The sequence below is a fragment of the Microbacterium sp. CFBP 13617 genome, assembly GCF_014839445.1.
In the GTDB taxonomy this organism is placed as follows: domain Bacteria; phylum Actinomycetota; class Actinomycetes; order Actinomycetales; family Microbacteriaceae; genus Microbacterium.
In genome coordinates, this window is sequence record NZ_JACYNW010000001.1 from 1,005,710 (window position 1) to 1,026,285 (window position 20,576).

Here is a 20,576-nt window from a genome sequence, read left to right on the forward strand (position 1 = left end):
GCACGAGCGCACACGTGACGGCGTGTGCGCTCGGCGACAACGGGTGTTCTCGCGGCCGACGGCGCACCGCGCGACCGTCGCCCGGCTCAGTCGTCCAGGCGGGAGTGGTCGCCGAGGCGGTGCCAGGCGCGGTTGTGGTAGACCAGCGCGGCGCCGGACTCGCCGGGTTCGAGGTCGCGTTCGACGTCGACCTGCAGGGCCTGGGCGGCGATGACGGTCGAGCCGCCGGCATCCATGCGGCTCACGATCCGGCACCGCAGCCACGCGCGCACCCCGTGGTACACGGGCTCGCCCGTGGCCAGCCGCGACCAGGTGGAGGTGTCGGCGAAGCGGTCGAGACCGCTCGTGGCGGCCGTTCGCGCGAGCCCGATGTCTTCGGCGTCGAGCAGGTGCACCACGATCGTGTCGGCCGCGATGATCGTCGGCGTCGCCGATGACAGCGCCGAGACCGAGAAGATCAGCAGCGGCGGGTCGGCGCTGACCGAGGACACCGACGAAGCGGTCAGTGCGACGGGGCCGTTCTCGCCGTAGGCCGTGATGACCGCGATGCCGCCCGGGTGGCCCCGGAAGGCGCGCTTGAAGTCGTCCGCCGAGACGGTGGTGCCGATCGCGGGGGTGCTCTCGTGGTTCCCGTGCGGAAGCGAAGTCATGACTACGACGGTAAACGCTTGCGCGGGCGTCGGCGTCGTCGGTGCAACACGGCGAAACCGTCGACACCCCGCCCGGCGGCTCGGCGTGAGGCTTCACTTTGATCAATCCGTGACTTTCCGCGGCCAGAAATCGGTCGAGGAGCCCGACACCGCGACCGAGAGCACCCCCCTGCCGACCCGTCTCGTCGTGCGGTCGTCGGCGCCTCTCGCGCGCTGACGCCGTCGACCGAGAAGACCCCGGATGCCGAGGCATCCGGGGTCTTCGTTCGAGCACGCAGTCTCAGCCCAGCAGCGGCACCGCGCCCACCAGCACGCCGACGCCGAGCATGACGAGCGAGACGATCGTCGCGCGCCACAGCACCTTCTTGTGGTGGTCGCCGAGGTTGACGCCGGCGAGCGAGACGAGCAGCAGGATGGCGGGAACCAGCGGGCTCTGCAGGTGCACGGGCTGGCCGGTGATCGAGGCGCGCGCCATCTCGACCGGGGCGATGCCGTAGTTCGCGGCGCTCTCGGCGAGCACGGGCAGAATGCCGAAGTAGAACGCGTCGTTCGACATGAAGAACGTGAACGGGATCGACAGCACCCCCGTGATGACGGCGAGGAACGGGCCCATCGACGTCGGGATCACCTCGGTGATCCACGATGCCATCGCGGTGACCATGCCCGTGCCGTTGAGCACGCCGACGAGCACGCCGGCGGCGAGCACCATCGACACGACGCCGACGATGCTGGGCGCGTGGGCGACGATCTCATCGGCCTGCGAGCGGAGCTTGGGGAAGTTGACGATCAGGGCGACCGCGGCTCCGACCATGAAGACGAACGCGAGCGGGAACAGGTCCATCACCAGCAGCACCATGACGGCGGCCGTCAGCGCGAGGTTGAACCAGATGAGCTTCGGGCGCAGGGTCGCGCGGTTCGGATCGAGCATCGTGTCGGCCATCGCGGTGTCGGCGGTGTCGACGAGCTGGGTCGCGGCGACGGCGTCGCGCCCGCCGCGGACGGTGACGATGTTGCCGGTGCGCAGCGACGCGACCGCGCCGGGCTTGTGCTCCGCGCCGCGGAAGATCTTGGGAGCGCCGAGGCGACCGAATCCACCGGGGGCGTCGAGCTTCGAGGTGTCGACCGAGCCCGCGAGACGCTTGCGCTCGGACAGACCGAGGAACCAGGCGAAGGCGAGCGCGACGACCAGGCCCGCGATCAACGAGGGGATCATGGGCACGAACACGTCGGTGGGCTGCAGGCCCAGGGCGGTCGCGGCGCGCACGGTCGGGCCACCCCACGGCACGATGTTCATCGTGCCGTTCATGAGTCCCGCGACGCAGGTGAGCACGACGGGGCTCATGCCCAGCCGCAGGTACAGCGGCAGCATCGCCGAGGTGGTGATGATGAAGGTGGTCGACCCGTCGCCGTCGAGCGACACGGCGGCGGCGAGGATCGCGGTGCCGAGCACGATCTTGGCCGGGTCGTCGCCCAGCACGCGCGTGATCACGCGGATCAGCGGGTCGAAGAGCCCCACGTCGATCATGATGCCGAAGTACATGATCGCGAACATCAGCAGGGCCGCGGTGGGCGCCATCGTGCTGATCGCGTCGATGACCATGTCGCCGAGGCCCAGGCCCGCGCCGGCGATGAGGCCGAAGACCGTGGGAACCACGATGAGGGCGACCATGGGGGTCAGGCGCCGCGTCATGATCAGCGCCATGAACGACAGGACCATGAGGAAGCCGAGGGCCACGAGCACCCCGTCGGCGGGCGTATAGGCCACCGGGTACTCGGCCGCTTCGGCCGCAAGGATCAGGGGGGTCATCGCGACTCCTTCGTCGTGACGGGCGCGGCTCTCGCGCTCTCGATCCGGCGACACTACGGATGCCGTGCCCCCGGGCGCGCGCTTGCTCGCATTGCGGCGGGTTATGCGCGTACCGTGTGTTCTGCGCATTTCGCGCAGCACGAGCCCGGAGGTGCGTATGCGTTTCGCCACCCGGATGCTCGTCGTGCAGGTCGCCACGCAGGTCGCCGTGGTCGCGGTGTGCACCGCGGTGTTCGCGTGGCTCGGCGTGCAGCAGCTGAGGGCCGAGGCCGACTCCTCGGCCCTGAACATCGCGCGTTCGGTCGCCGAGTCGCCCCAGGTGCGCGACCTCGTCGCCGAGTACTCCGCCGACCCCGGCACGCCGGTCGCCGCGACCCTCCGCGACGGTGTCCTCCAGCGGTACGCCGCCGACGTCACCGCGCGCACCGAAGGCCTGTTCGTCGTGATCACCGACGATCACGGCATCCGTCTGGCCCACCCCGATCCGGACCGCCTCGGCGAGGTGGTGAGCACGAGCTTCAGCGACGCGCTCGCGGGCCGCGAGGTCGTGACGTGGGAGGTCGGCACCCTGGGGGAGTCCGCCCGCGCCAAGGTCCCCGTCTATCCGCCCGCCGGCGGTGCCCCGGTCGGCGAGGTGAGCGTCGGGTTCGAGCGCGCGAGCGTCTTCGACGACCTCCCCGCCCTCCTCGTCGGCATCGCGGTCGCGGTGCTGCTGGCCGTCGCCATCGGCGCGGCCGTCGCGCTGCTCATGCGCCGCCGGCTCGAACGGCTGACGCTCGGGGTGCAGCCCGAGGAGCTCGTCGCTCTCGTGCAGACCCAGACCGCCGTGCTCGAGGGCGCCGACGAGGGGGTGCTCGCGCTCGACGACGCGGGGATCGTGCGGGTCTGCACCGCCGCGGCCGAACGACTGCTCGGGATCACGGATGCCGTCGGCCGCCCCCTCTCCGCCCTCGCCCTCGCGCCCGCCGTCGCCACCGCCCTGGCCGGCACCGGCGCGAGCACGGGGCTGCCCGTCGGCGGCCGGGTCGTCTTCATCGACGTGCGCCCTGTCCGCCGCGGTGCGCGCACGCTCGGCCGCGTCGCGGTGCTGCGCGACCGCACCGACGTCGCCGCGCTGTCGGGGCGTCTCGACAGCGTCCGCGCGATGGGCGACGCCCTGCGCGTGCAGCGGCACGAGAACGCCAACCGTCTGCACGCGGCGGTGGGCCTGCTGGATGCGGAGCGCACGGCCGAGGCCCGCGCCTTCCTCGCCGACCTCGTCGACCGCGGTTCGGTCGACTGGGCGGTGCCCGGGATCGACCTCGTCGGCGACGCGATGCTGCAGTCCTTCCTCGGGGCGAAGGCGCTCGCCGCACGCGAACGCGGGGTGACGCTGAGGGTCTCCGACGACACGTTCCTGCGGGGCACCGTCGACGACGTCGAAGACGTCGTGGCCGTGCTCGGCAACCTCGTCGACAACGCGGTGACCGCCGCGGCCTCGGCCCCCGCGCCGCGCGGGGTCGAGGTCGCCGTGCTGGGCGACGGCGACGCCATCGTGATGACCGTGACCGACACGGGTGGGGGCATCGCCGACGTCGATGCCGTCTTCGCCCCCCGCGAGCGCGACGACGACCCGAGCGCGGTGCACGGCCTCGGGATCGGGCTGCCGCTCTCGCGCGAGTTCGCCCGCCGTCGCGAGGGCGAGGTGTGGGTGGTCGACCCGGGTGGTGACGGCCACGGTGCCGTCGTGGCCGCCCGCTTGCCGGGAGTCCTGCGAGGAGAGAACGAATGACCGACATCCGCGTCCTGGTCGTCGACGACGACTTCCGTGTGGCGGGGTTGCACCGCGACGCCGTCGCGGCCCGCCCGGGCTTCGTCGCCCTGGAGCCGGCGCGGACGGTCGGCGAGGCCCGCGCCGCGGTCGCCTCGCACCAGCCCGACCTGCTGCTGGCCGACGTGTACCTGCCCGACGGCGACGGTGTCGACCTCGTGCGCTCGGTCGGCGTCGACGCGTTCGTGCTGTCCGCGGCGACCGATGCCACGACCGTCCGCCGTGCGTTCACCGCCGGGGCGCTGGCCTTCCTCGTCAAACCCTTCGACACGCGCGTGCTGGCCGAGCGTCTCGACCGCTACGCCCGGTACCGCAACCTGCTCTCCAGCTCGCGGCCGCTGTCGCAGGACGACATCGACCGCGCGGCATCCGTGATGCGCGGGGAGCGCGAGGGGCCGTCGCTCGCCCGCTCGGCGACCGAGCAGACCGTGCTGGCGGCTCTGGGCGCCGACGAGGCCTCGGCGAGCGAGGTGGCCGAGCGCATCGGCGTCTCGCGTGCGACCGCGCAGCGGCACCTGACGGCCCTGGCCGAGCGCGGCCTGGTGCAGGTGAGCCTCCGGTACGGCTCGACGGGCCGCCCCGAGCACCGCTTCCGCGTCGGCGCCTGAGCGGCTGCGTCGCCGCTGCGTCGTCGTTGCCACGTCGTCGCCGCTGCTGCTGCGTCGCCGTCGCCACGTCGCATGTCCCACTTCGTGCAGCTCCAGCCCGTCGAACTCGCACGTTTCGGGACATGCCCGGCGGGAACGAGGTGGATGCCGCCGACTCAGGCCTCCAGCACCGCCCACCCGCGCGGGCCCAGCTCGAGCCGCCCGTCGGCCGGGGTGCCCTCGCCGGCGACCACCGTCCGCCCGTCGGCGACCGGCAGGGTCACCGGCTCGTCGCCGATGTTCAGCGCCACCACCACGGCGTCGTCGCCCACGGCCGTCCGCAGTGCGACGGCGGTGTTCGTCACCTCGATGACGTCGGTGTGGGCGCGCCAGAGCCACGGCTTCCGACGCCGCAGGGCGATGAGCGCCTGGTGCGCTCGCAGGATCCGCGCGTCGGCATCGACCTCGCCCGGATCGGCGGGGAACTCGGGCCGCACCGCGTCGTCGCCCCCGAGGCGTTGCTCTTTCACCCCGGTCCACCCGAACTCGTCGCCGGCGTAGACCGACGGCGTGCCGGCGACGGTGAACAGCACCGCGAGGGCGTGGGGCACGAGGTCGGGGCCCACCGCCGAGGCGATGCGCGTGACGTCGTGGTTGCCGACGAAGGTCTGCGGCACGAAGGTCGCCAGCAGCTCGTCGTGACGCTCGATCGCGTGGCTCAGTTCGAACAGGTTGCGGTCCGAGATCCCGTGCCAGACGCCCTGCCACAACTCGTACTGCGTGAGCGCGTCCATGCTCGAGGCGCGGACGATCTCGGCGGCGTCGCCGTGGATGACCTCGCCGACGACCCACACCTCGGGGAACCGCTCGCGCACGCGGGGGAGCACCCGGGACCAGAACTCCGGGGGCACCGCGTAGGCGGCATCCAATCGCCAGCCGTCGATGCCCCGCTCCAGCCAATGGCACATGACCTCCACGACGAGATCGGCCACGGCCTCCGAGGAGTGGTCCAGCGCCACGAGCGCGTCGTGCCCTTCGAAGACGTCGGCCTCGACCCGGCCGTCGACGCGACGAGCGCGGAACAGCCCCGGGTCGTCGCCGCCGTCGGCGAAGGCGCGGAACGCCGGGTGCCCGCGGCCGACGTGATTGAAGACGCCGTCGAGCAGGATCCGGATGCCGCGCTCCCGCGCCGCCGACACGAGACGGTCGAAGTCCTCGTCGTTGCCGAGGCGGGGATCGATGCGGAAGTGATCGACGGTGTCGTAGCCGTGCGTCTCCGACGCGAACACCGGGCCGAGCAGCAGGCCGTTCAGTCCTAGCTCGATGACGTGGTCGAGCCACGGCTCGAAGCGGTCGAGGCGGTGTGCGGGTTCGGCATCCGGGTCGACGTCGTCGCGGATGGGAGCGCCGACGAATCCCAGCGGGTAGACGTGCCACCAGAAGACGTGCTCGGGCCACGCGGGCATCCGGTTTCCTCTCGATCGGGGATGAGACGGTCCCGACGCTATCCGCAGCGGCGGATCCGGCGAGGGGGCTTGCCGCCGCCCGACCTCTCGTCGTGCGGTCGGCGTCGGCTTCGGATGCCGCGGCCCGTCACCCTCTCTTCGCCCGAGGGTCTCCCCGTCACGCCCGCGCGCGATCGGCGGGCAGGGCGAAGGCGTCGAGGTCGAGGGCGTGCGTGCGGGCCGTCTCCACGGCCGCGGCCACGGCCCCGATCGACACGATGTCCGCCCCGAGGGTCGAGGCGATGATGCGCGGGGCCGGCAGGTGCAGCGACGCGGGCAGGGCGCCGATGGCCGCGTCGATGATGGGTCCGGCTCCGGCGGCGATCGCGCCCGAGACCACCACGCGCTCCACGTCGAACAGGCTGCCGAACACCGCCGCGACCCCGGCGAGCGCCGGGCCCACCGCCCGGGCGACGCCGAGGGCCCCCGCGTCGCCGGCGGCGGCGAGGTCGAGCACGGTCTTGGCGTCGAGGGTGTCGGGGTCGATGTCGCGCAGGGCGCTGTCGAGGGGGAGGGATCCCGAGGCCAGGGCCTCGCGCGCCGCGTCGACGCATCGCGGTGCGAGGCCCCAGGCGCTGCCGACCCCGTCCACGCGATCGAACGCCACGGTCTCGCCCGCTCCGCCGTGAGCGCCGCGCAGCAGGCGTCCGTCGACGCTGATGCCGGCGCCGAAACGCTCGCCGGCGAGCAGGGCGACGAAGTCGTCGCTGCCGACCGCGGCTCCGTGCGTGCGCTCGGCGACGGCGGCGAGGGTGGCGTCGTTCTCGACGCGCACCACGGGTGCCCACGCGGCGAAGCTGTCGATGAAGTCGGGGTTCATGCGCGCCCAGAAGCCGTCGTGGTGCACGGGGGAGCGCCCCGAGCGGGCGACGGGGGCGGGCACTCCGACGCACAGGCCGATGATCTCGGTGCGCGCGCGTCGTGCGCGGGTGAGGGCGGCGTCCACCGTCGCCTCGGCCGCGCGCCGGCGTCGCTCGGGCGAATCGAGCTCGGGGTCGACGGTCAGCCGCGAGGTGGCGAGTGCTCGTCCGCGCAGGTCGGCCACGGTGGCGGTGAGGTGGCCCCGGCCGGCGTCGACGCCGACGACCAGGCCCGCGCCGGGGTCGAAGGCGAAGCGTCGGGCCGGTCGGCCCTTGGAGTATTCGCCCACCGCTCGGGCGTTCGGCATCTCGGTGAGCAGGCCGCGGGCGGTCAGCTCGTCGAGCACGTCGATGGCGGTGGAGCGCGTCACGCCCACGGCCTGAATGACGTCGCTCGCGGTGAAGGCGTCGGCGTCCCAGACGTAGCCCAGGACCGCATCGAGGTTGTGGCGACGCAGCGACGGCGTCGTCGTGATGGCATCCATCGACACTCTTGACCCCCTTTCGTTCTGCTGCAATACTGCCTGCACGACATTGATTTGACGAGTAGATTTACTCGACGGGACAACATATTCGCAGTGCAGCGAAGGAGGAACACGTGTCGACGAAGACCAGAGCGGGCCGACGATGGGTCGCCGCGGCGACGGTGGGGGTGCTCGGGATGGCGATGCTGGCCGGCTGCTCCTCCGACGGCCGCGAGACCATTCGATTCACCTTCAGCAAGCGCGAGGCGCTGTCGTTCATGAACGACGTGGTCGCCGAGTACAACGCCTCGCAGGATCGCGTGCGCGTCGAGATGGACAGCTCGGGTGTCGACGTCGTGTCGGCGAGCTTCGTGCGCGGCAACCCGCCCGACATCATGCTGGCGAACTACAACTACGAGGTCGCCCGCTTCGTGCAGCGCTGCGCGCTGAGTGATCTCGGCGGTACCGAGGCGGCGGCCAGCGTGCGCGACGACCTGCAGCCGCTCCTCGACCAGTACGGCTCCTGCGCGGGGCGCACCAGCGCGCTCCCGTACTCGGTGATGGCGGCATCCGTCATCTACAACACGCAGATGTTCGAGCAGCTGGGCCTGTCGGTCCCCACCACCTACGACGAGCTCCTCGCCGTCGCCGACACCCTGAAAGCCAACGGCATCACGCCGTTCTACGGCACCTTCAAAGACGACTGGACCGTGGCGCAGGGCTGGTACGACTACTCCGTCGGCGGCTCGCTCGACGTCCTCGACTTCTTCGACGGCCTCGCCGCGGAGGGCGCCGAGGTGGGGCCCGAGTCGCAGGTCTCGTTCGCCAAGGACTTCACCGAGCCGATGGACCGCATGATGCAGCTCGCCCAGAACTACACGAATCCGGATGCCGAGAGCCGGGCCTACGGCGACGGCAATCTCGCGTTCGCCCAGGGCGAGGCCGCGATGTACCTGCAGGGCCCGTGGGCGCTGGGCGAGATCGCGAAGACCGCGCCCGATCTGGCGGTCGGCACGTTCCCGCTGCCGATGACCGACGACCCCGACGACCTCGCCGTCCGCGTCAACATGGATCTCGCGGCGATCATCCCCGAGGCCTCCCGGCACCAGGATGCCGCGCGCGACTTCCTCGAGTACCTGTACCAGCCCGAGATCATCGAGGCCTACAACGAGTCGCAGCTCGGCTTCGCGCCGACCAAGGACGCTCCGTCGCCGAGCGACCCCCGCGTCGCCGGGATGATCCCGTACTACGACGAGGGCCGCATCTACCAGGGTGCCTCGGTGCTCGTGCCCAAGACCATCCCCACCTTCAACTACGCCCAGGCGATGATCTTCGGCGCCTCGCCCGAGGCCACCCTTCGCACCATGGACGAGGACTGGTCGCGGCTCGCGTTCCGTCAGCCGCCCGCGTCCACGACCGACGCAGCCGTCGAGGAGGACGCGCGATGACCACCACCACCACGATCGTGACGGGCGGGAAGACGACCGCTCGGCGCAGCAGCCGCCGCGTCGAGCCGATCTACTACCTGTTCCTGCTGCCGACCCTCGTGCTGTTCACCCTCGCCATCACGGTGCCGGGCATCATCGGCATCTTCTTCAGCTTCACCGACTCGATCGGCCTCGGCGAGTGGAATTTCACCGGGCTGACGAACTACATCGCGATCTTCAGCGACCCGGCCATCCTGCAGAGCTACCTGTTCACCTTCGGTTTCTCGGTCGCGACGGTGATCGTCGTCAACATCGCGGCGTTCCTGCTGGCGGTGGGGCTGACCTCGCAGATCCGCTTCAAGAAGGCGCTGCGCACGGTCTTCGTCATCCCGATGGTGATCTCGGGCATCATCATCGCCTACGTCTTCAACTTCCTCTTCAGCAACTCGGTGCCCGAGGCCGGAGCCTCGCTCGGCATCCCGTGGCTCGAGACCTCGCTCCTGGCGAACCCCGACCTCGCGTGGGTCGCGATCGTCATCGTCACCGCGTGGCAGGCGATCCCCGGAACGCTGCTGATCTACATCGCGGGGCTGCTGTCCGTGCCCGGCGACGTCTACGAGGCCGCGGGCCTCGACGGGGCGAGCAAGACCCAGCAGCTGCTGCGCATCACCCTCCCGCTGGTGGCGGGGTACGTCGTCATCAACATCATCCTGGGCTTCAAGGGCTTCCTGAACGCCTACGACATCATCGTCGGCCTCACCGGCGGCGGTCCCGGCACCGCGACCCGCAGCGTCGCGATGTCGATCATCCTCGGCTTCAACGGCGGGGACTACGCGTACCAGATGGCGAACGCGGCGCTCTTCTTCGTCGTGGCCATCGTCATCTCGCTCCTGCAGCTCTCGCTGACCCGGGGAAGGAACACCCTGTCATGACCGCTCTCAACCAGCCCGCGCTCGCGTTCGAGCAGGCCGAACTCGCCGTCCCCGCCGACCAGCCGCAGAAGCGCCGCATCCGTCGCGTCGGGATGGAGCGCATCAACTGGTCGACGACGACCATCCTGGTGCTCTGCTCCCTCACCGTCCTGCTGCCGCTGTACGTCACCGTCTCGATGGCGCTGAAGAGCGGCACGCAGATCGTCGACGGCAACGCGTTCTCGTTCCCCTCGCCGATCAGCTTCGACGGCTTCGTGCAGGCGTGGACGCTGACGAAGTTCCCCGTGGGGCTCGCGATCTCGCTCCTCGTCACGGCCGGCACGGTGATGGCGACCATCGTCCTCGCGGCGTTCGCCTCGTACGCGATCGCCCGCAACTGGGAGCGCAAGCTCTTCCGGTACTCGTTCTTCTACCTGCTCGCGGCGATGTTCATCCCGTTCCCGGTCGTCGCCCTGCCGCAGATCCAGCTCACCGGCCGGGTGGGCCTCGACAACCCGTTCGGCGTGATCATCCTCGCCACGATGTTCCAGCTGAGCTTCAGCGTGCTGCTGTTCACCGCGTTCCTGCGTTCCATCCCGCTGGAGCTCGAAGAGAGCGCGCGGATCGACGGCGCGACGACCTGGCAGACCTTCTGGCAGCTCATCTTCCCGCTGCTGGCTCCCATGAGCGCCACGGTCGGCATCTTCGCCTTCCTCTACGCGTGGAACGACTTCATGATGCCCTCGCTCATCATCAGCGACCCGACGCTGCAAACCCTTCCGGTGCGGCAGAACCTCTTCCAGACGCAGTTCAGCAACAACTACAACGTCGCCTTCGCGTCCTACCTCATGGCCATGGCCCCCGCGATCGTCGCCTATCTCTTCACCCAGCGCTGGGTGATGGCGGGCGTGACCCAGGGCGCCGTCAAGGGCTGACCCCCTCCCCTCCCCTCCCCTCCCCTCGAAAGGAACCCTCTTCGTGACGACCGCATCCCCCTCCGCCCGTACCCGCGAGCTGTCCGATGCCCCCGACTGGTGGCGTCAGGCCGTGGTGTACCAGGTGTACCCCCGCAGCTTCGCCGACAGCGACGGCGACGGCCTCGGCGACATCCGCGGCATCACCTCGCGCGTGCCGTACCTCGCCGAGCTGGGGGTGGATGCCGTCTGGCTGAGCCCCTTCTACCCCTCCGACCTCGCCGACGGCGGGTATGACGTCGCCGACTACCGCGACGTCGACCCGCGACTGGGCACCCTGGCCGACATGGACGAGCTCATCGCGCAGCTGCACGCCCACGGCATCCGGGTTGTCGTCGACATCGTCCCCAACCACACCTCCGACAAGCACGCCTGGTTCCAGGAGGCGCTGGCGGCGGGCCGGGGCTCGGCGGCGCGCGAGCGCTACGTCTTCCGCGAGGGGTCGGGCGTCGACGGCGCCGAGCCGCCCACCGACTGGGTGTCGCTCTTCGGCGGGTCGGCGTGGGAGCGGGTCGCCGACGGGCAGTGGTACCTGCACAACTTCGACGTCTCGCAGCCCGACCTGAACTGGGTCAACCCCGAGGTGCGCGCCGACTTCGTCACGACGCTGCGCTTCTGGAGCGACCGCGGGGTCGACGGGTTCCGCATCGACGTGGCGCACATGCTCACGAAGGACCTCAGCGAGCCCCTGCGCTCGCGCGCCGAGCTCGAGGCCCTGCCGCACGACGGCACCCACCCGATGATCGACCGCGACGACGTGCACGAGGTCTACGCCGAGTGGCGCGCGGTCTTCAACTCCTACGACCCGCCGCGCACCGCCGTCGCCGAGGCGTGGGTGCACCCCTCGCGCGTGCCGCTGTACGCCAGCGCCGACAGCCTCGGCCAGGCGTTCAACTTCGACCTTCTCGAGGCCGACTTCGACCCCGCGCAGTTCCGGCGCATCGTCGCCGACAACCTCGCGCTGGCCGCGGAGTCGGGCTCATCGACCACGTGGGTGCTGTCGAACCACGACGTCGTCCGCCACGCCACGCGGTACGGACTCCCCGACGCCGAGCGCGACGCCGAGGGGCGCCCGACCCTCAAGCACGGCAACGAGTGGTTGCTCTCCGGCGGGCAGTCCCCGGCTCTCGACTCGCGCCGCGGGGAGCGCCGCGCCCGCGCCGCCGCGGCCTTCGTGCTGGGCCTTCCCGGGTCGGCGTACCTGTACCAGGGCGAGGAGCTGGGCTTGCACGAGGTCGCCGAGATCCCCGACGCCGACCGTCAGGATCCGACGTTCTTCCGCAGCCCCGGCGTCGATCAGGGCCGTGACGGATGCCGCGTGCCCCTGCCCTGGACCGAGCACGGTCCGGCGTTCGGCTTCGGTTCGGCGGGCGCGCACCTTCCGCAGCCGGAGTGGTTCGGCACGTACGCGGTCGACCTGCAGGACGGCGACCCGGCCTCGACGCTGTCGCTCTACCGCCGCGCGCTCGACCTGCGGCACGAGCTGCAGACCGACGAGCAGATGGAGTGGATCGAGACGGGTCGCGACGACGTGGTGGCGTTCGCCCGCCCGAACGGCTGGACGGTCGTGACGAACTTTGGCACCGAGCCCGCGGCGCTGCCCGCGGGCGAGGTGCTGCTCGCCAGCGTCGCGCTCGACGGCGACACGCTGCCCGGTGAGACCACGGTCTGGCTCCGCGGCGCCTGACCCGCCCCGAAAGCCCCGGCGTCCGCGCCGGGGCTTTCCCGCGCCCTCCGCCCCGCGCCGCGGATACCCGTTGAGTGTCCAAAACACGCCGTAGCGCGCCGCACGATGGCGGCGTGTCTCGGACACTCAACGGCTCAGCGCACGCGCACCACCCTGCGCTGGCCACACGCCCGCCACCACGCGTCGGCCACACGCCCTCCGCCCCGCGACGGCCGCACGCCCGTCGTCCGCCCGCCCGCCGCGTCGACGAAACACCCGTTGAGTGTCCAAAACACGCCGTAGAGCGCCGCACGATGGCGGCGTGTCTCGGACACTCAACGCCGTCCCCCCCCCCGGCTCAGCGCACGCGCACCCAGCCGTCGCCGCGGCGCTCGATGGCCCCGGCCGTGGCGAAGGCGTCGAGCCATCCCCCCATCGGCCACGCTCCCCACCGCTCGAAGAACGTGCCCCCGTTGCGCAGGATGTCGTCGAGGTGCTGCCACGGGGGAGAAGAGACCGGATGCCACTGGTGGTACGCGTCCGCCCCGCCGACCCACTGCATCTCGACGCCCGCAGCACGAGCCGACCAGGCGAGGTCGGTGTCTTCGGCCCCGTACCCCTCGTACCCGGGGTGGAAGCCGCCGATGCGGTCCCATGTCGCCGGGGTCACGGCGAACGACAGCGACCAGAACAGGTCGTAATCCCGGTCGGTGGCCCGCCGCGTCTCGCCGGGTCCGAGCGCCGGGCGGGCGCGGTGCGGGCGGGTGAGAAGGGGCAGGTCGTCGAGGTTCTCCGGCCGTTGCACGCTCGACAGGTAGGTCACCGCTCCGCAGAGCACCGCGTCGGGGTGCGCGCGGGTGGCGGCGCGGTAGGCGGACAGCAGGTCGGGCCCGGGCAGGCAGTCCACGTCGAGGAACACCAGCAGCTCGGCGCCCGCGGCGATCGCCGCGTCCGCCGCGCGGTTCCGCCCCTCGCCCACCCGCAGTCCGTGCGGCCCCGGGGGCACGAGCATGGTGAGCGTCCCCGCCTCCGCGACACCGTCCGGGGGCGTCTCGTCCAGCCACGCCTCGACGCGCACGATGTCGTCGGCGAGTTCGGCGATCACGCGGCGCTGGCGCTCGAGGTGTTCGCGCCGCGCCGCTGAGGCGACCGTGATGAGCGCCGTCCTCACGGCCGCACCGCCTCGAGGGCGGCGGCCATGCGGTGGGCCGCGCCCGCGACCTGCCAGCGCGACCAGTCCGGTTCGGTCGAGGCGGCCCGCTCGACCAGATCGACCAGGTCGGAGGCCGAAACGGTGTCGTCCGCCCGCTGCGCGAGGCCCCAGCGGGCGAGGGCGTCGGCGGTCGCCCGCTGCTCGTCGAAGGGGCGGTCCTGCGCGATGACGACGGCGCGGGCTCCGGATGCCGCGAGGTCGGCGACGCTGTTCTGGCCCGCGGCGCTCACGACCACCGTGCTGCCGGCCAGCAACGGCCAGGGGTCGTCGACGCGGGAGGCCTCGTCGTGCCCGATCGCGGTGACCCGCCAGCCGCGGGCGGAAAGACGTGCGGTGGCCTCGTCGCGGACCTCCGGCTCGAGCACCCGGCCGAGCAGCAGCACCGATCGCTCGGTCGCGGGCTCCGGCGGGGTGCGTCCGTCGTAGCGCGAGATGCCCCCGGTCCACACCACGCGGTCGCCGTGCTCGGCGAGGGCGGGGGTCGGCACCGCGCCGTGCGCCCAGGGGGCCACGATGCGATCGGCCAGGGCGTAGGCGAGGGCGTGGGGCGCGTCGGTGCGCGCGCCGGGCTGGGTCACCGCGACGGTGCGGAGCCCCAAAAGTCGCGCGAGAGCCACGACCTCCGCGCTGACGTCGACGACGAAGACGTCGAGATCGAGGTCGACCGCCGCGGAGGCGATCATGGCCAGTCGTGCGCGGTGTCCCTGGTGCCCGTGGGGTGCCCAGTGCAGCTTCCCCCGGGCGGTCGGTTCCGCCTCGCGCGGGTCGAGCACCGTGCCGTCGGCGGCCTCGACCACGTCGGCGTCCGGCGGGAGCACGATCCACTGGGTCTCGGGGGCGAGTCCGGCGGGACGGGCGAGCGACGAGAACGCCACGACGGGGGTCCGCAGGTGCGGGTGCACGGCGAGGAAACGCGCGACGTGGCCGAAGCCGTGGTGGTGGACGTACCAGCCGATCACCGCGACACCGCCGGCACGCGTCGCGCGGCGACGGGCTGAGCGGTGTGGGTGAGCACCCGCTCCACTTCGCGGTAGCGCTCCGTGAGCGAGTGCTGTCGCACGGCCGCCCGGCGGGTCCAGACGCGCGTGAGGGGTTCGCGCGCGCCCTGTGCGGCGAGCTCGGCCGCGGCCTTGCCCAACGCGACGACGTCGCCGGGCATGACCGTCGCCGATCCGGGCATGCCCGCGAGCACCTCGGAGACCCCGCCGATGTCGAAGGCCGCGACGGGGGTGCCGGTGGCGAGCGCTTCGGCGATGACGAGGCCGAAGGGCTCCTCCCACATGGGCGTGACCAGGGCGACGGCCGACGATCCGACGAGGCGGCAGAGGTCGGGCTGATGCAGCGGGCCCACGTAGCGCGCGTGCACGCCGAGCCGGGGCACGACTTCCTGCTCGAAGTAGTCGACGTCGCCGATCCGGCCGGCGAGCACGATGTGGGCGTTCGCCGAGCGGGCGGCCTCGATGGCCAGGTGCGGTGCCTTCTCGGGCACGACGCGCCCCGACCAGACCCACGACGGTCCGCCGGCGCCACGCGTCCACTGGTCGGTGTCGATGCCGTTGGGGAAGACGAAGGCGTCGACCCCCTCGACCGACCACGCGCGCGCGGTCGCCTGGCTCACGGCGATGAAACGGTGCGGGCTGTCGCGCACGTCGGCCGCGGCCTCCAGCATGTGTTCCAGGGGCGGCGTGTGCAGGGTCGTGACGACCGGGATGTCCGCCTCGCGGCTCCACCGGATGGGCGCGGGATGCAGGCTGTGGTTGTCCACGACGTCGTACAGGTGGCGGTCGGCGATGAGGCGGTCGCGGGCCGCATCGAAGGCGGTGTCGACGGCCGCCGCATACCCGTGCGGGTACTCGGTGTCGGATGCCGCCTCCGGCCGCGTCCAGGCGGGAGCGGGCAGAGAGAACTCCGGCGTGTCACCGAGGAAGTCCGAGCCCTCGGCGGCGCACAGGGTCACCTCGTGCCCGCGCGCGCGCAGCCAGCGCACGCGGTCCCAGACGCACGCCTCCAGTCCGCCGGCGTGCGGCTGACGCAGGGGGTAGCGCGACGGGGCGACGACGAGCACCCGCAGCGACCGTGCGCCGCGGATCATGCGGCCACCTCCGTGTCGAGTGCGTGGCGGTACACGGCGACGTGCGCGGCACGCACCTCGCTCCGTTCCGCAAGACGTTCGGCCCGTCGCCGGTCCACCTCGGCCGTGCGCGGCGTCGATCCCGGCGTCGACCAGGCCGGAGCCGTGGCCTCCACCATCGCGCGTGCGAGCGAGAGCGGGTCGCCGACGTCGAAGGCGTGGAAGTCGCCGGGATGCTGGGCGGCGATGTGGCCGATGCGGGTGCCGACGACCGGAACGGCGAGGTCGTAGCAGAGCTCCGCCCAGCCCGACTGGGTGCCGTGCCGATACGGCAGCACGCACGCGTCGAGGTCGGCGAGCCACTCGGCGAGGGCGTCGTCGTCGAGACGGGCTCCGCGCTCGACGCTGACACCGTCGGCGTCACGGACGAGGAGGTCGATGGATGCCGCCGCCTCGGCGTCGCGCACCCGCTCGTTCATCCGCACGACGGCTTCGATGCGCGCACCCTGCGCGCGCAGGGCGGCGACGGCGCGGACGAGGGTCGCGGTGGTCCCCACCCCGTCGATGTTGGGGCGGAGATCGCGCAGGTGCACCCCGATGCGGGCGACATCGTGGACGTGACCGGTGGGGCGTGGTGCGTCGCCGAGCAGCGTGGGGTGGGCGATCACCGTCGTCGGTCGGTGGACGATCCCGCGCACCTCGGCGTCGGCCGTGTCGGTGAGGGTGACGAGGGCGTCGGCGCCCGCGGCGAGAACGACGAGCGACGCCCGGTGCGCGTCCTGCTCGCTCAGCTGCGGGTTCTCGAGGTCGTGCACCGTGTAGACGAGGGGTCGCCCGATCCGCCGGAGCGTCTCGACCGTCGCGCGCAGTTCGTCCGGGCTGTACGACTCGATGCCGAAGTGCAGGTGCACCAGGTCGAAGTCGTCGGCGTGCGCTTCGAGCCACGAGGGCAGCAGCACCTGCGGCGGCCACCATTGGCCGGCGGGGGCTCCCGGCGGCGGCGGGTCCGACAGCAGCGTCACGTGGTCGCGGTCGGTGATGGCGGCGACATAGGGGTGGGCCGAGGGGACGGCCGCGACCCGGACCGGGGGGACGGTGGTGACGACGATCTCGTGTTCTCCTCGTGCTTGCGTGCGTGACGGTGCGCGTACCGCATCGCCAGGCACATCGCAATGCAACGGGGCGGTTGGGACGACGATGACACCGACGGATACCTTCACATCATGGGTGGTGAGAGGGCGCGACTGCGAAGCCTTGCGGACCACGGCGACGCGGTGATAGCGCGCCGTCGCCACTACGCCGAGTTCTACGGCGAGAAGGCCCCGGCCGACGGTTTCGGCCTGGTGGTGGGCAATTGCCAGGCGGAGTCACTGCGGCTGGTGATCTCGTCCGAGGTTCTTCCCGCCGTGCGCGTCCCCGCGGTGCACGAGCTCACCGCCGACGATGCCCGGCGCCTGCACGTCCTCCTCGCCGATGCCGCGTTCCTGGTCGCGCAGCCGATCCGCGACGACTACCGCGGCCTTCCGCTGGGTACCGCCCAGTTGCGCGCCGCTCTTCCCGCCGCGGCCCGCACCGTCACGGTCCCGGCCGTGCGCTTCGCCGGACTGCACCCGTTCCAGGCTGTTCTGCGCCTCCCCGACTTCCCCGAAGATCCGCCGCTCGTCGCGTACCACGACGTCCGGATCGTCGCCGAGGCGCTGGGCGCTCCGGTCGCCTCGAGCGTGCCGGCCGAGACGGTCCGCGCGATCGCCGACGCCTCGATCGCGGAACTGCGGCGCCGCGAGGCCCGGGGGCTCGACGTCGCGGCATCCGATCTCTTCGCTCCGGTGGTCGACGATCTCGCTCGCACGGTGAATCATCCCGGCAACGCGCTCTTCCTCCCCCTGGGGGAGCGCATCGTCGCCGCCCTCGGGGCGCCCGGCCGGGTGGTCGACCCGGGCCGCCCGATCCTCGCCGCCGTCCGTGCGCCGCTCGAGAGGTGGGTCGTCGACGCGTGGGATCTCGACACCGCGCCCCGGCCCGATTGGATCGTCGACGGCGAGACGGTGCCGGCCGCTCTCGTGCGCGAGGCGCATCTCGCGTACTACGCCGAGCGCCCCGAACTGCTCGCCGCCGTCGCGGAACGTCTGGCTCCGCTGCTGCGCACGTGGGCGGAGGCCGCATGACGACGTCGATCCCGGATGCCACCCTCCCGGTGCTGCTCGCCCACCCGGGGCCGCACGGCGTCGCCGTGTACGCGCGCGAGATGGCCGCCGAGGTCGTGAGCGGCGCCCCCGGGGTGCGGGTTATCACGCCCGACGAGGCGGCATCCCTTCCCCCGGGCACGCCCGTGCACGCGCACATCACCGATCGGCTCTGGGGCTCCTCACCCGAAGAGGCCACGCGCACCGTCGAGGCGCTGGCCCGACGGCATCCGCTGACCGCGACGCTGCACGACGTGCCGCAGGCCTCCGACGGGGAACGCAACCGCCCCCGGCGTCGGGCGTTCTACCGCTCCGTGAGCGAGGCGGCGCGCGCCGTCGCCGTCAACAGCGCGCACGAGCGGGAGCTCCTGCGGGAAGAGGGGGTGTGGAACGGCCCGGTGACGGTCGTTCCGCTCCCCGTCGCGAGCGTTCCGCCCTCGGTCTCCGCTCCCTCCGACGACGCGGTCGGCGTCCTCGGCTACTTCTACCCCGGCAAGGGGCACGACGAGGCACTCGCCGCGGCCGCCGCCTCGGGCTTGACGCGGTTGAGCGTGCTCGGGCGCGCGTCCGAGGGCCACGCGGCCGACCTCGACGCGTTCGTCCGCGGCGCGGCCGCCGCCGGCGTCACCGTCGAGGTGACCGGGTGGCTCGACGACGCCGACATGATCGCGCGGGCGCGGCGGGTCGCGGTCCCGGTGATCGCGCACCGTCACGTGTCGGCGTCGGGGTCTCTCGCATCGTGGATCGGGTGGGGCCGCCGGCCGGTCGCCGTGCGCAACCGCTACGTCGACGAGATGGCCGCCCTCCGGCCCGGAACGCTCGACGTCGTCGAGCCCGAGCAGCTCGCTTCGGCCGTCGCGGCCGCGCGCGCCGATGCCGGCCGCACCTGGCACGGCGTCCACCCGGTCCCGTTCGGCCGCGCCGATGCCGCGCGGGCCTACCGCCGTTGGTGGGCGGACGTGTCGTGGTGAACGCGGACGACGGCGGATGGAACGATCGGATGCCGTGGGTTCCGGGCAACCGGTGGGACCTGGTGTCGCATCGCGAGCCGGATCCGCCGCGGGTCAGCGTGATCGTCACGCACTACGCGCAGCCGCAGGAGTTGGCCCGCACCCTCGCGGCGCTGCAGCAGCAGGACCACCCCGCCGACCGGCTCGAGATCATCGTGGCCGACGACGGCTCGCCCGAGTCGCCCGTCGTCCCCCGCGGCGTTCGGCTCGTCCGCCAGGACGATCGGGGTTTCCGTGCCGCGGCCGCACGCAACCTGGGGGCCGCGGCCGCCACGGGTGAGGTCCTCTGCTTCCTCGACGCCGACACGACGCCCGAGCCCGAGTACATCCGACGGATGTCGCGCCTCCCGGCTCTGCTCCCCGACGCGGTGACCGTCGGACGCCGTCGTCACGCCGACCTGTCCGAAGTGCCCGCCGGCCTCCCGATCGCCGAGGTCGCCCCGCCGCGGGAGCTGACCGAACCCGAGTGGCTCGTCGAGGCGTATGCGCGCAGCGCGAACCTCCTTCACGCCGACGACCGTTCCTACCGGTATGTCATCAGCGCGGTCGCCGCGTGTTCCCGCGCGTTCTTCGACGAGATCGGGGGATTCGATGAGTCGTTCTCCTCCTATGGCGGCGAGGACTGGGAGTGGGCGCATCGTGCTTGGCAGGCCGGCGCAGTGCTCGCACACATCCCGGAGGCCGTGGCCTGGCACGACGGTCCCGACTGGGCCGCACGCGACGACCGCGACCGCGCGGCCGAGGGCAATCGCCAGACGCAGGTCCTCGCCGCGAAGATCCCGGTGCGGGGGTCACGGGGGAGGGGTCTTCTCCCCGCGGTGCCCGACCTCCTCGTCCGTCTGCCCGATGCGGTCACCCCGTCGGCGGCCTTCCTCTGCGTCGATTCCGTCCTCGCGGCGTTCCCGCAGGCGTCCGTGGCGGTGGATTCTTCCCTGCGCGAGCACGCATGGACGGCCGATCCCCGCGTGCTCCTCTCCGGTGACGCCTCCACCCCGGACGCGCGGATCACCCTGCACCTAACCCGGGCGGTGGTGATCCTGGATGCCACCACCCTCATCGACGCGGTGGCATCGCTCGATCACGGGGAGATCGGCTCGCTCGACCTGGTCACCGCCAAAGGCATTCGATTCGGACTCGCGGAGTCGCGTCGGTCGTGCCGGCGCACACACCGATGGGGAGCGTCGGCGGCCTTCCGCCGAGACACCCGGGTGGCTGACGGAGTACATCCGACGAGAGACGAGCCCCACCTCGAGGCGTGGGTCGGCGGGTGGGGCGGCGTCGACCGCTTCGTCTGATCGGCCCACACCCGCGTGTTTCCGGGGGTGTGGGGGTGCGACACGCCCGGGATGTGGCTGGATTGGCCGAGTCGGGGTGTCGCACGTAATCTTTTACTTGTTCGCCCCACAGGGGAGAGCGGAGCGGCCGAAAGGCCCCGCAG

Annotated in this window: 17 protein-coding genes; 9 read left to right on the forward strand and 8 right to left on the reverse strand. The window is 72.2% G+C overall.

Annotated elements, in window-relative coordinates; all coding sequences use genetic code 11:
• Window positions 1-86: 86 nt before the first annotated feature.
• Together IFU40_RS04450 and IFU40_RS04455 are read right to left on the reverse strand one after the other, a co-directional pair.
• Window positions 87-650 carry a flavin reductase family protein gene (locus tag IFU40_RS04450; protein WP_191925508.1) on the reverse strand — a complete coding sequence of 188 codons (564 nt, stop codon included), beginning with the start codon at window positions 648-650 and terminating at the stop codon, window positions 87-89.
• Between the two features lie 280 nt (window positions 651-930).
• Window positions 931-2,457 (reverse strand): CitMHS family transporter, encoded by a 1,527-nt coding sequence (locus IFU40_RS04455; RefSeq protein WP_055940633.1) that lies wholly within the window; start codon window positions 2,455-2,457, stop codon window positions 931-933.
• A 157-nt stretch (window positions 2,458-2,614) separates the two neighbouring features.
• On the opposite strand from IFU40_RS04455, the gene IFU40_RS04460 reads away from it, so the two are divergent.
• Together IFU40_RS04460 and IFU40_RS04465 are read left to right on the forward strand one after the other, a co-directional pair.
• Entirely contained in the window at window positions 2,615-4,228 is a 1,614-nt protein-coding gene (locus tag IFU40_RS04460) for a sensor histidine kinase (protein ID WP_191925509.1), read from the forward strand.
• A complete protein-coding gene (locus IFU40_RS04465) occupies window positions 4,225-4,875 on the forward strand; it encodes a response regulator (RefSeq protein ID WP_191925510.1) in 651 nt (216 codons plus the stop codon). The genes IFU40_RS04460 and IFU40_RS04465 overlap by 4 nt, the downstream gene beginning before the upstream one ends.
• Window positions 4,876-5,030: 155 nt before the next feature.
• On the opposite strand, the gene IFU40_RS04470 is transcribed toward IFU40_RS04465, so the two are convergent.
• A complete protein-coding gene (locus IFU40_RS04470) occupies window positions 5,031-6,320 on the reverse strand; it encodes an alpha-amylase family glycosyl hydrolase (protein ID WP_191925511.1) in 1,290 nt (429 codons plus the stop codon).
• A 157-nt stretch (window positions 6,321-6,477) separates the two neighbouring features.
• A complete protein-coding gene (locus IFU40_RS04475) occupies window positions 6,478-7,704 on the reverse strand; it encodes an ROK family protein (protein ID WP_191925512.1) in 1,227 nt (408 codons plus the stop codon).
• A 176-nt stretch (window positions 7,705-7,880) separates the two neighbouring features.
• Between IFU40_RS04475 and IFU40_RS04480 the strand changes: the two genes are divergently transcribed.
• The 4 genes from IFU40_RS04480 to IFU40_RS04495 are packed head-to-tail and all read left to right on the forward strand — an operon-like array spanning window position 7,881 to window position 12,682.
• Window positions 7,881-9,131: an ABC transporter substrate-binding protein gene (locus tag IFU40_RS04480; RefSeq protein ID WP_194716851.1), complete on the forward strand. Its 1,251-nt coding sequence runs from the start codon at window positions 7,881-7,883 to the stop codon at window positions 9,129-9,131.
• Window positions 9,128-10,042: a carbohydrate ABC transporter permease gene (locus IFU40_RS04485; protein WP_191915572.1), complete on the forward strand. Its 915-nt coding sequence runs from the start codon at window positions 9,128-9,130 to the stop codon at window positions 10,040-10,042. The genes IFU40_RS04480 and IFU40_RS04485 overlap by 4 nt, the downstream gene beginning before the upstream one ends.
• Complete coding sequence (locus IFU40_RS04490) at window positions 10,039-10,956, forward strand: carbohydrate ABC transporter permease (protein ID WP_191915573.1); 918 nt, start codon at window positions 10,039-10,041, stop codon at window positions 10,954-10,956. The genes IFU40_RS04485 and IFU40_RS04490 overlap by 4 nt, the downstream gene beginning before the upstream one ends.
• Before the next feature lie 43 nt (window positions 10,957-10,999).
• Window positions 11,000-12,682 (forward strand): alpha-amylase family glycosyl hydrolase, encoded by a 1,683-nt coding sequence (locus IFU40_RS04495; protein ID WP_191925513.1) that lies wholly within the window; start codon window positions 11,000-11,002, stop codon window positions 12,680-12,682.
• A gap of 337 nt (window positions 12,683-13,019) precedes the next feature.
• On the opposite strand, the gene IFU40_RS04500 is transcribed toward IFU40_RS04495, so the two are convergent.
• From IFU40_RS04500 to IFU40_RS04515, 4 genes are read right to left on the reverse strand one after another with little or no spacing between them, the layout of a single operon-like run.
• Window positions 13,020-13,832 carry a glycosyltransferase family 2 protein gene (locus IFU40_RS04500; protein WP_191925514.1) on the reverse strand — a complete coding sequence of 271 codons (813 nt, stop codon included), beginning with the start codon at window positions 13,830-13,832 and terminating at the stop codon, window positions 13,020-13,022.
• Window positions 13,829-14,833: a hypothetical protein gene (locus IFU40_RS04505; RefSeq protein ID WP_191925515.1), complete on the reverse strand. Its 1,005-nt coding sequence runs from the start codon at window positions 14,831-14,833 to the stop codon at window positions 13,829-13,831. Before IFU40_RS04505 ends, IFU40_RS04500 begins: the two co-directional genes overlap by 4 nt.
• Window positions 14,830-15,966 (reverse strand): glycosyltransferase, encoded by a 1,137-nt coding sequence (locus IFU40_RS04510; protein ID WP_191915577.1) that lies wholly within the window; start codon window positions 15,964-15,966, stop codon window positions 14,830-14,832. Before IFU40_RS04510 ends, IFU40_RS04505 begins: the two co-directional genes overlap by 4 nt.
• The gene (locus tag IFU40_RS04515; RefSeq protein ID WP_191925516.1) at window positions 15,963-17,111 is read right to left on the reverse strand and encodes a glycosyltransferase; all 1,149 of its coding nucleotides are present in this window, start codon (window positions 17,109-17,111) and stop codon (window positions 15,963-15,965) included. The genes IFU40_RS04510 and IFU40_RS04515 overlap by 4 nt, the downstream gene beginning before the upstream one ends.
• A 108-nt stretch (window positions 17,112-17,219) precedes the next feature.
• Between IFU40_RS04515 and IFU40_RS04520 the strand changes: the two genes are divergently transcribed.
• From IFU40_RS04520 to IFU40_RS04530, 3 genes are read left to right on the forward strand one after another with little or no spacing between them, the layout of a single operon-like run.
• Window positions 17,220-18,110 carry a WcbI family polysaccharide biosynthesis putative acetyltransferase gene (locus IFU40_RS04520; protein WP_342343474.1) on the forward strand — a complete coding sequence of 297 codons (891 nt, stop codon included), beginning with the start codon at window positions 17,220-17,222 and terminating at the stop codon, window positions 18,108-18,110.
• Window positions 18,107-19,099 carry a glycosyltransferase gene (locus tag IFU40_RS04525; RefSeq protein WP_191925518.1) on the forward strand — a complete coding sequence of 331 codons (993 nt, stop codon included), beginning with the start codon at window positions 18,107-18,109 and terminating at the stop codon, window positions 19,097-19,099. Before IFU40_RS04520 ends, IFU40_RS04525 begins: the two co-directional genes overlap by 4 nt.
• Window positions 19,093-20,433 carry a glycosyltransferase family 2 protein gene (locus IFU40_RS04530; RefSeq protein WP_342343475.1) on the forward strand — a complete coding sequence of 447 codons (1,341 nt, stop codon included), beginning with the start codon at window positions 19,093-19,095 and terminating at the stop codon, window positions 20,431-20,433. The genes IFU40_RS04525 and IFU40_RS04530 overlap by 7 nt, the downstream gene beginning before the upstream one ends.
• Window positions 20,434-20,576: the final 143 nt, after the last annotated feature.

Bases quoted from the DNA above. Each gene is read 5' to 3' on its own strand.
- IFU40_RS04450 (WP_191925508.1), bottom strand. From the start codon at position 650: ATGACTTCGCTTCCGCACGGGAACCACGAGAGCACCCCCGCGATCGGC.
- IFU40_RS04455 (WP_055940633.1), bottom strand. From the start codon at position 2,457: ATGACCCCCCTGATCCTTGCGGCCGAAGCGGCCGAGTACCCGGTGGCC.
- IFU40_RS04460 (WP_191925509.1), top strand. From the start codon at position 2,615: ATGCGTTTCGCCACCCGGATGCTCGTCGTGCAGGTCGCCACGCAGGTC.
- IFU40_RS04465 (WP_191925510.1), top strand. From the start codon at position 4,225: ATGACCGACATCCGCGTCCTGGTCGTCGACGACGACTTCCGTGTGGCG.
- IFU40_RS04470 (WP_191925511.1), bottom strand. From the start codon at position 6,320: ATGCCCGCGTGGCCCGAGCACGTCTTCTGGTGGCACGTCTACCCGCTG.
- IFU40_RS04475 (WP_191925512.1), bottom strand. From the start codon at position 7,704: ATGGATGCCATCACGACGACGCCGTCGCTGCGTCGCCACAACCTCGAT.
- IFU40_RS04480 (WP_194716851.1), top strand. From the start codon at position 7,881: ATGGCGATGCTGGCCGGCTGCTCCTCCGACGGCCGCGAGACCATTCGA.
- IFU40_RS04485 (WP_191915572.1), top strand. From the start codon at position 9,128: ATGACCACCACCACCACGATCGTGACGGGCGGGAAGACGACCGCTCGG.
- IFU40_RS04490 (WP_191915573.1), top strand. From the start codon at position 10,039: ATGACCGCTCTCAACCAGCCCGCGCTCGCGTTCGAGCAGGCCGAACTC.
- IFU40_RS04510 (WP_191915577.1), bottom strand. From the start codon at position 15,966: ATGATCCGCGGCGCACGGTCGCTGCGGGTGCTCGTCGTCGCCCCGTCG.
- IFU40_RS04525 (WP_191925518.1), top strand. From the start codon at position 18,107: ATGACGACGTCGATCCCGGATGCCACCCTCCCGGTGCTGCTCGCCCAC.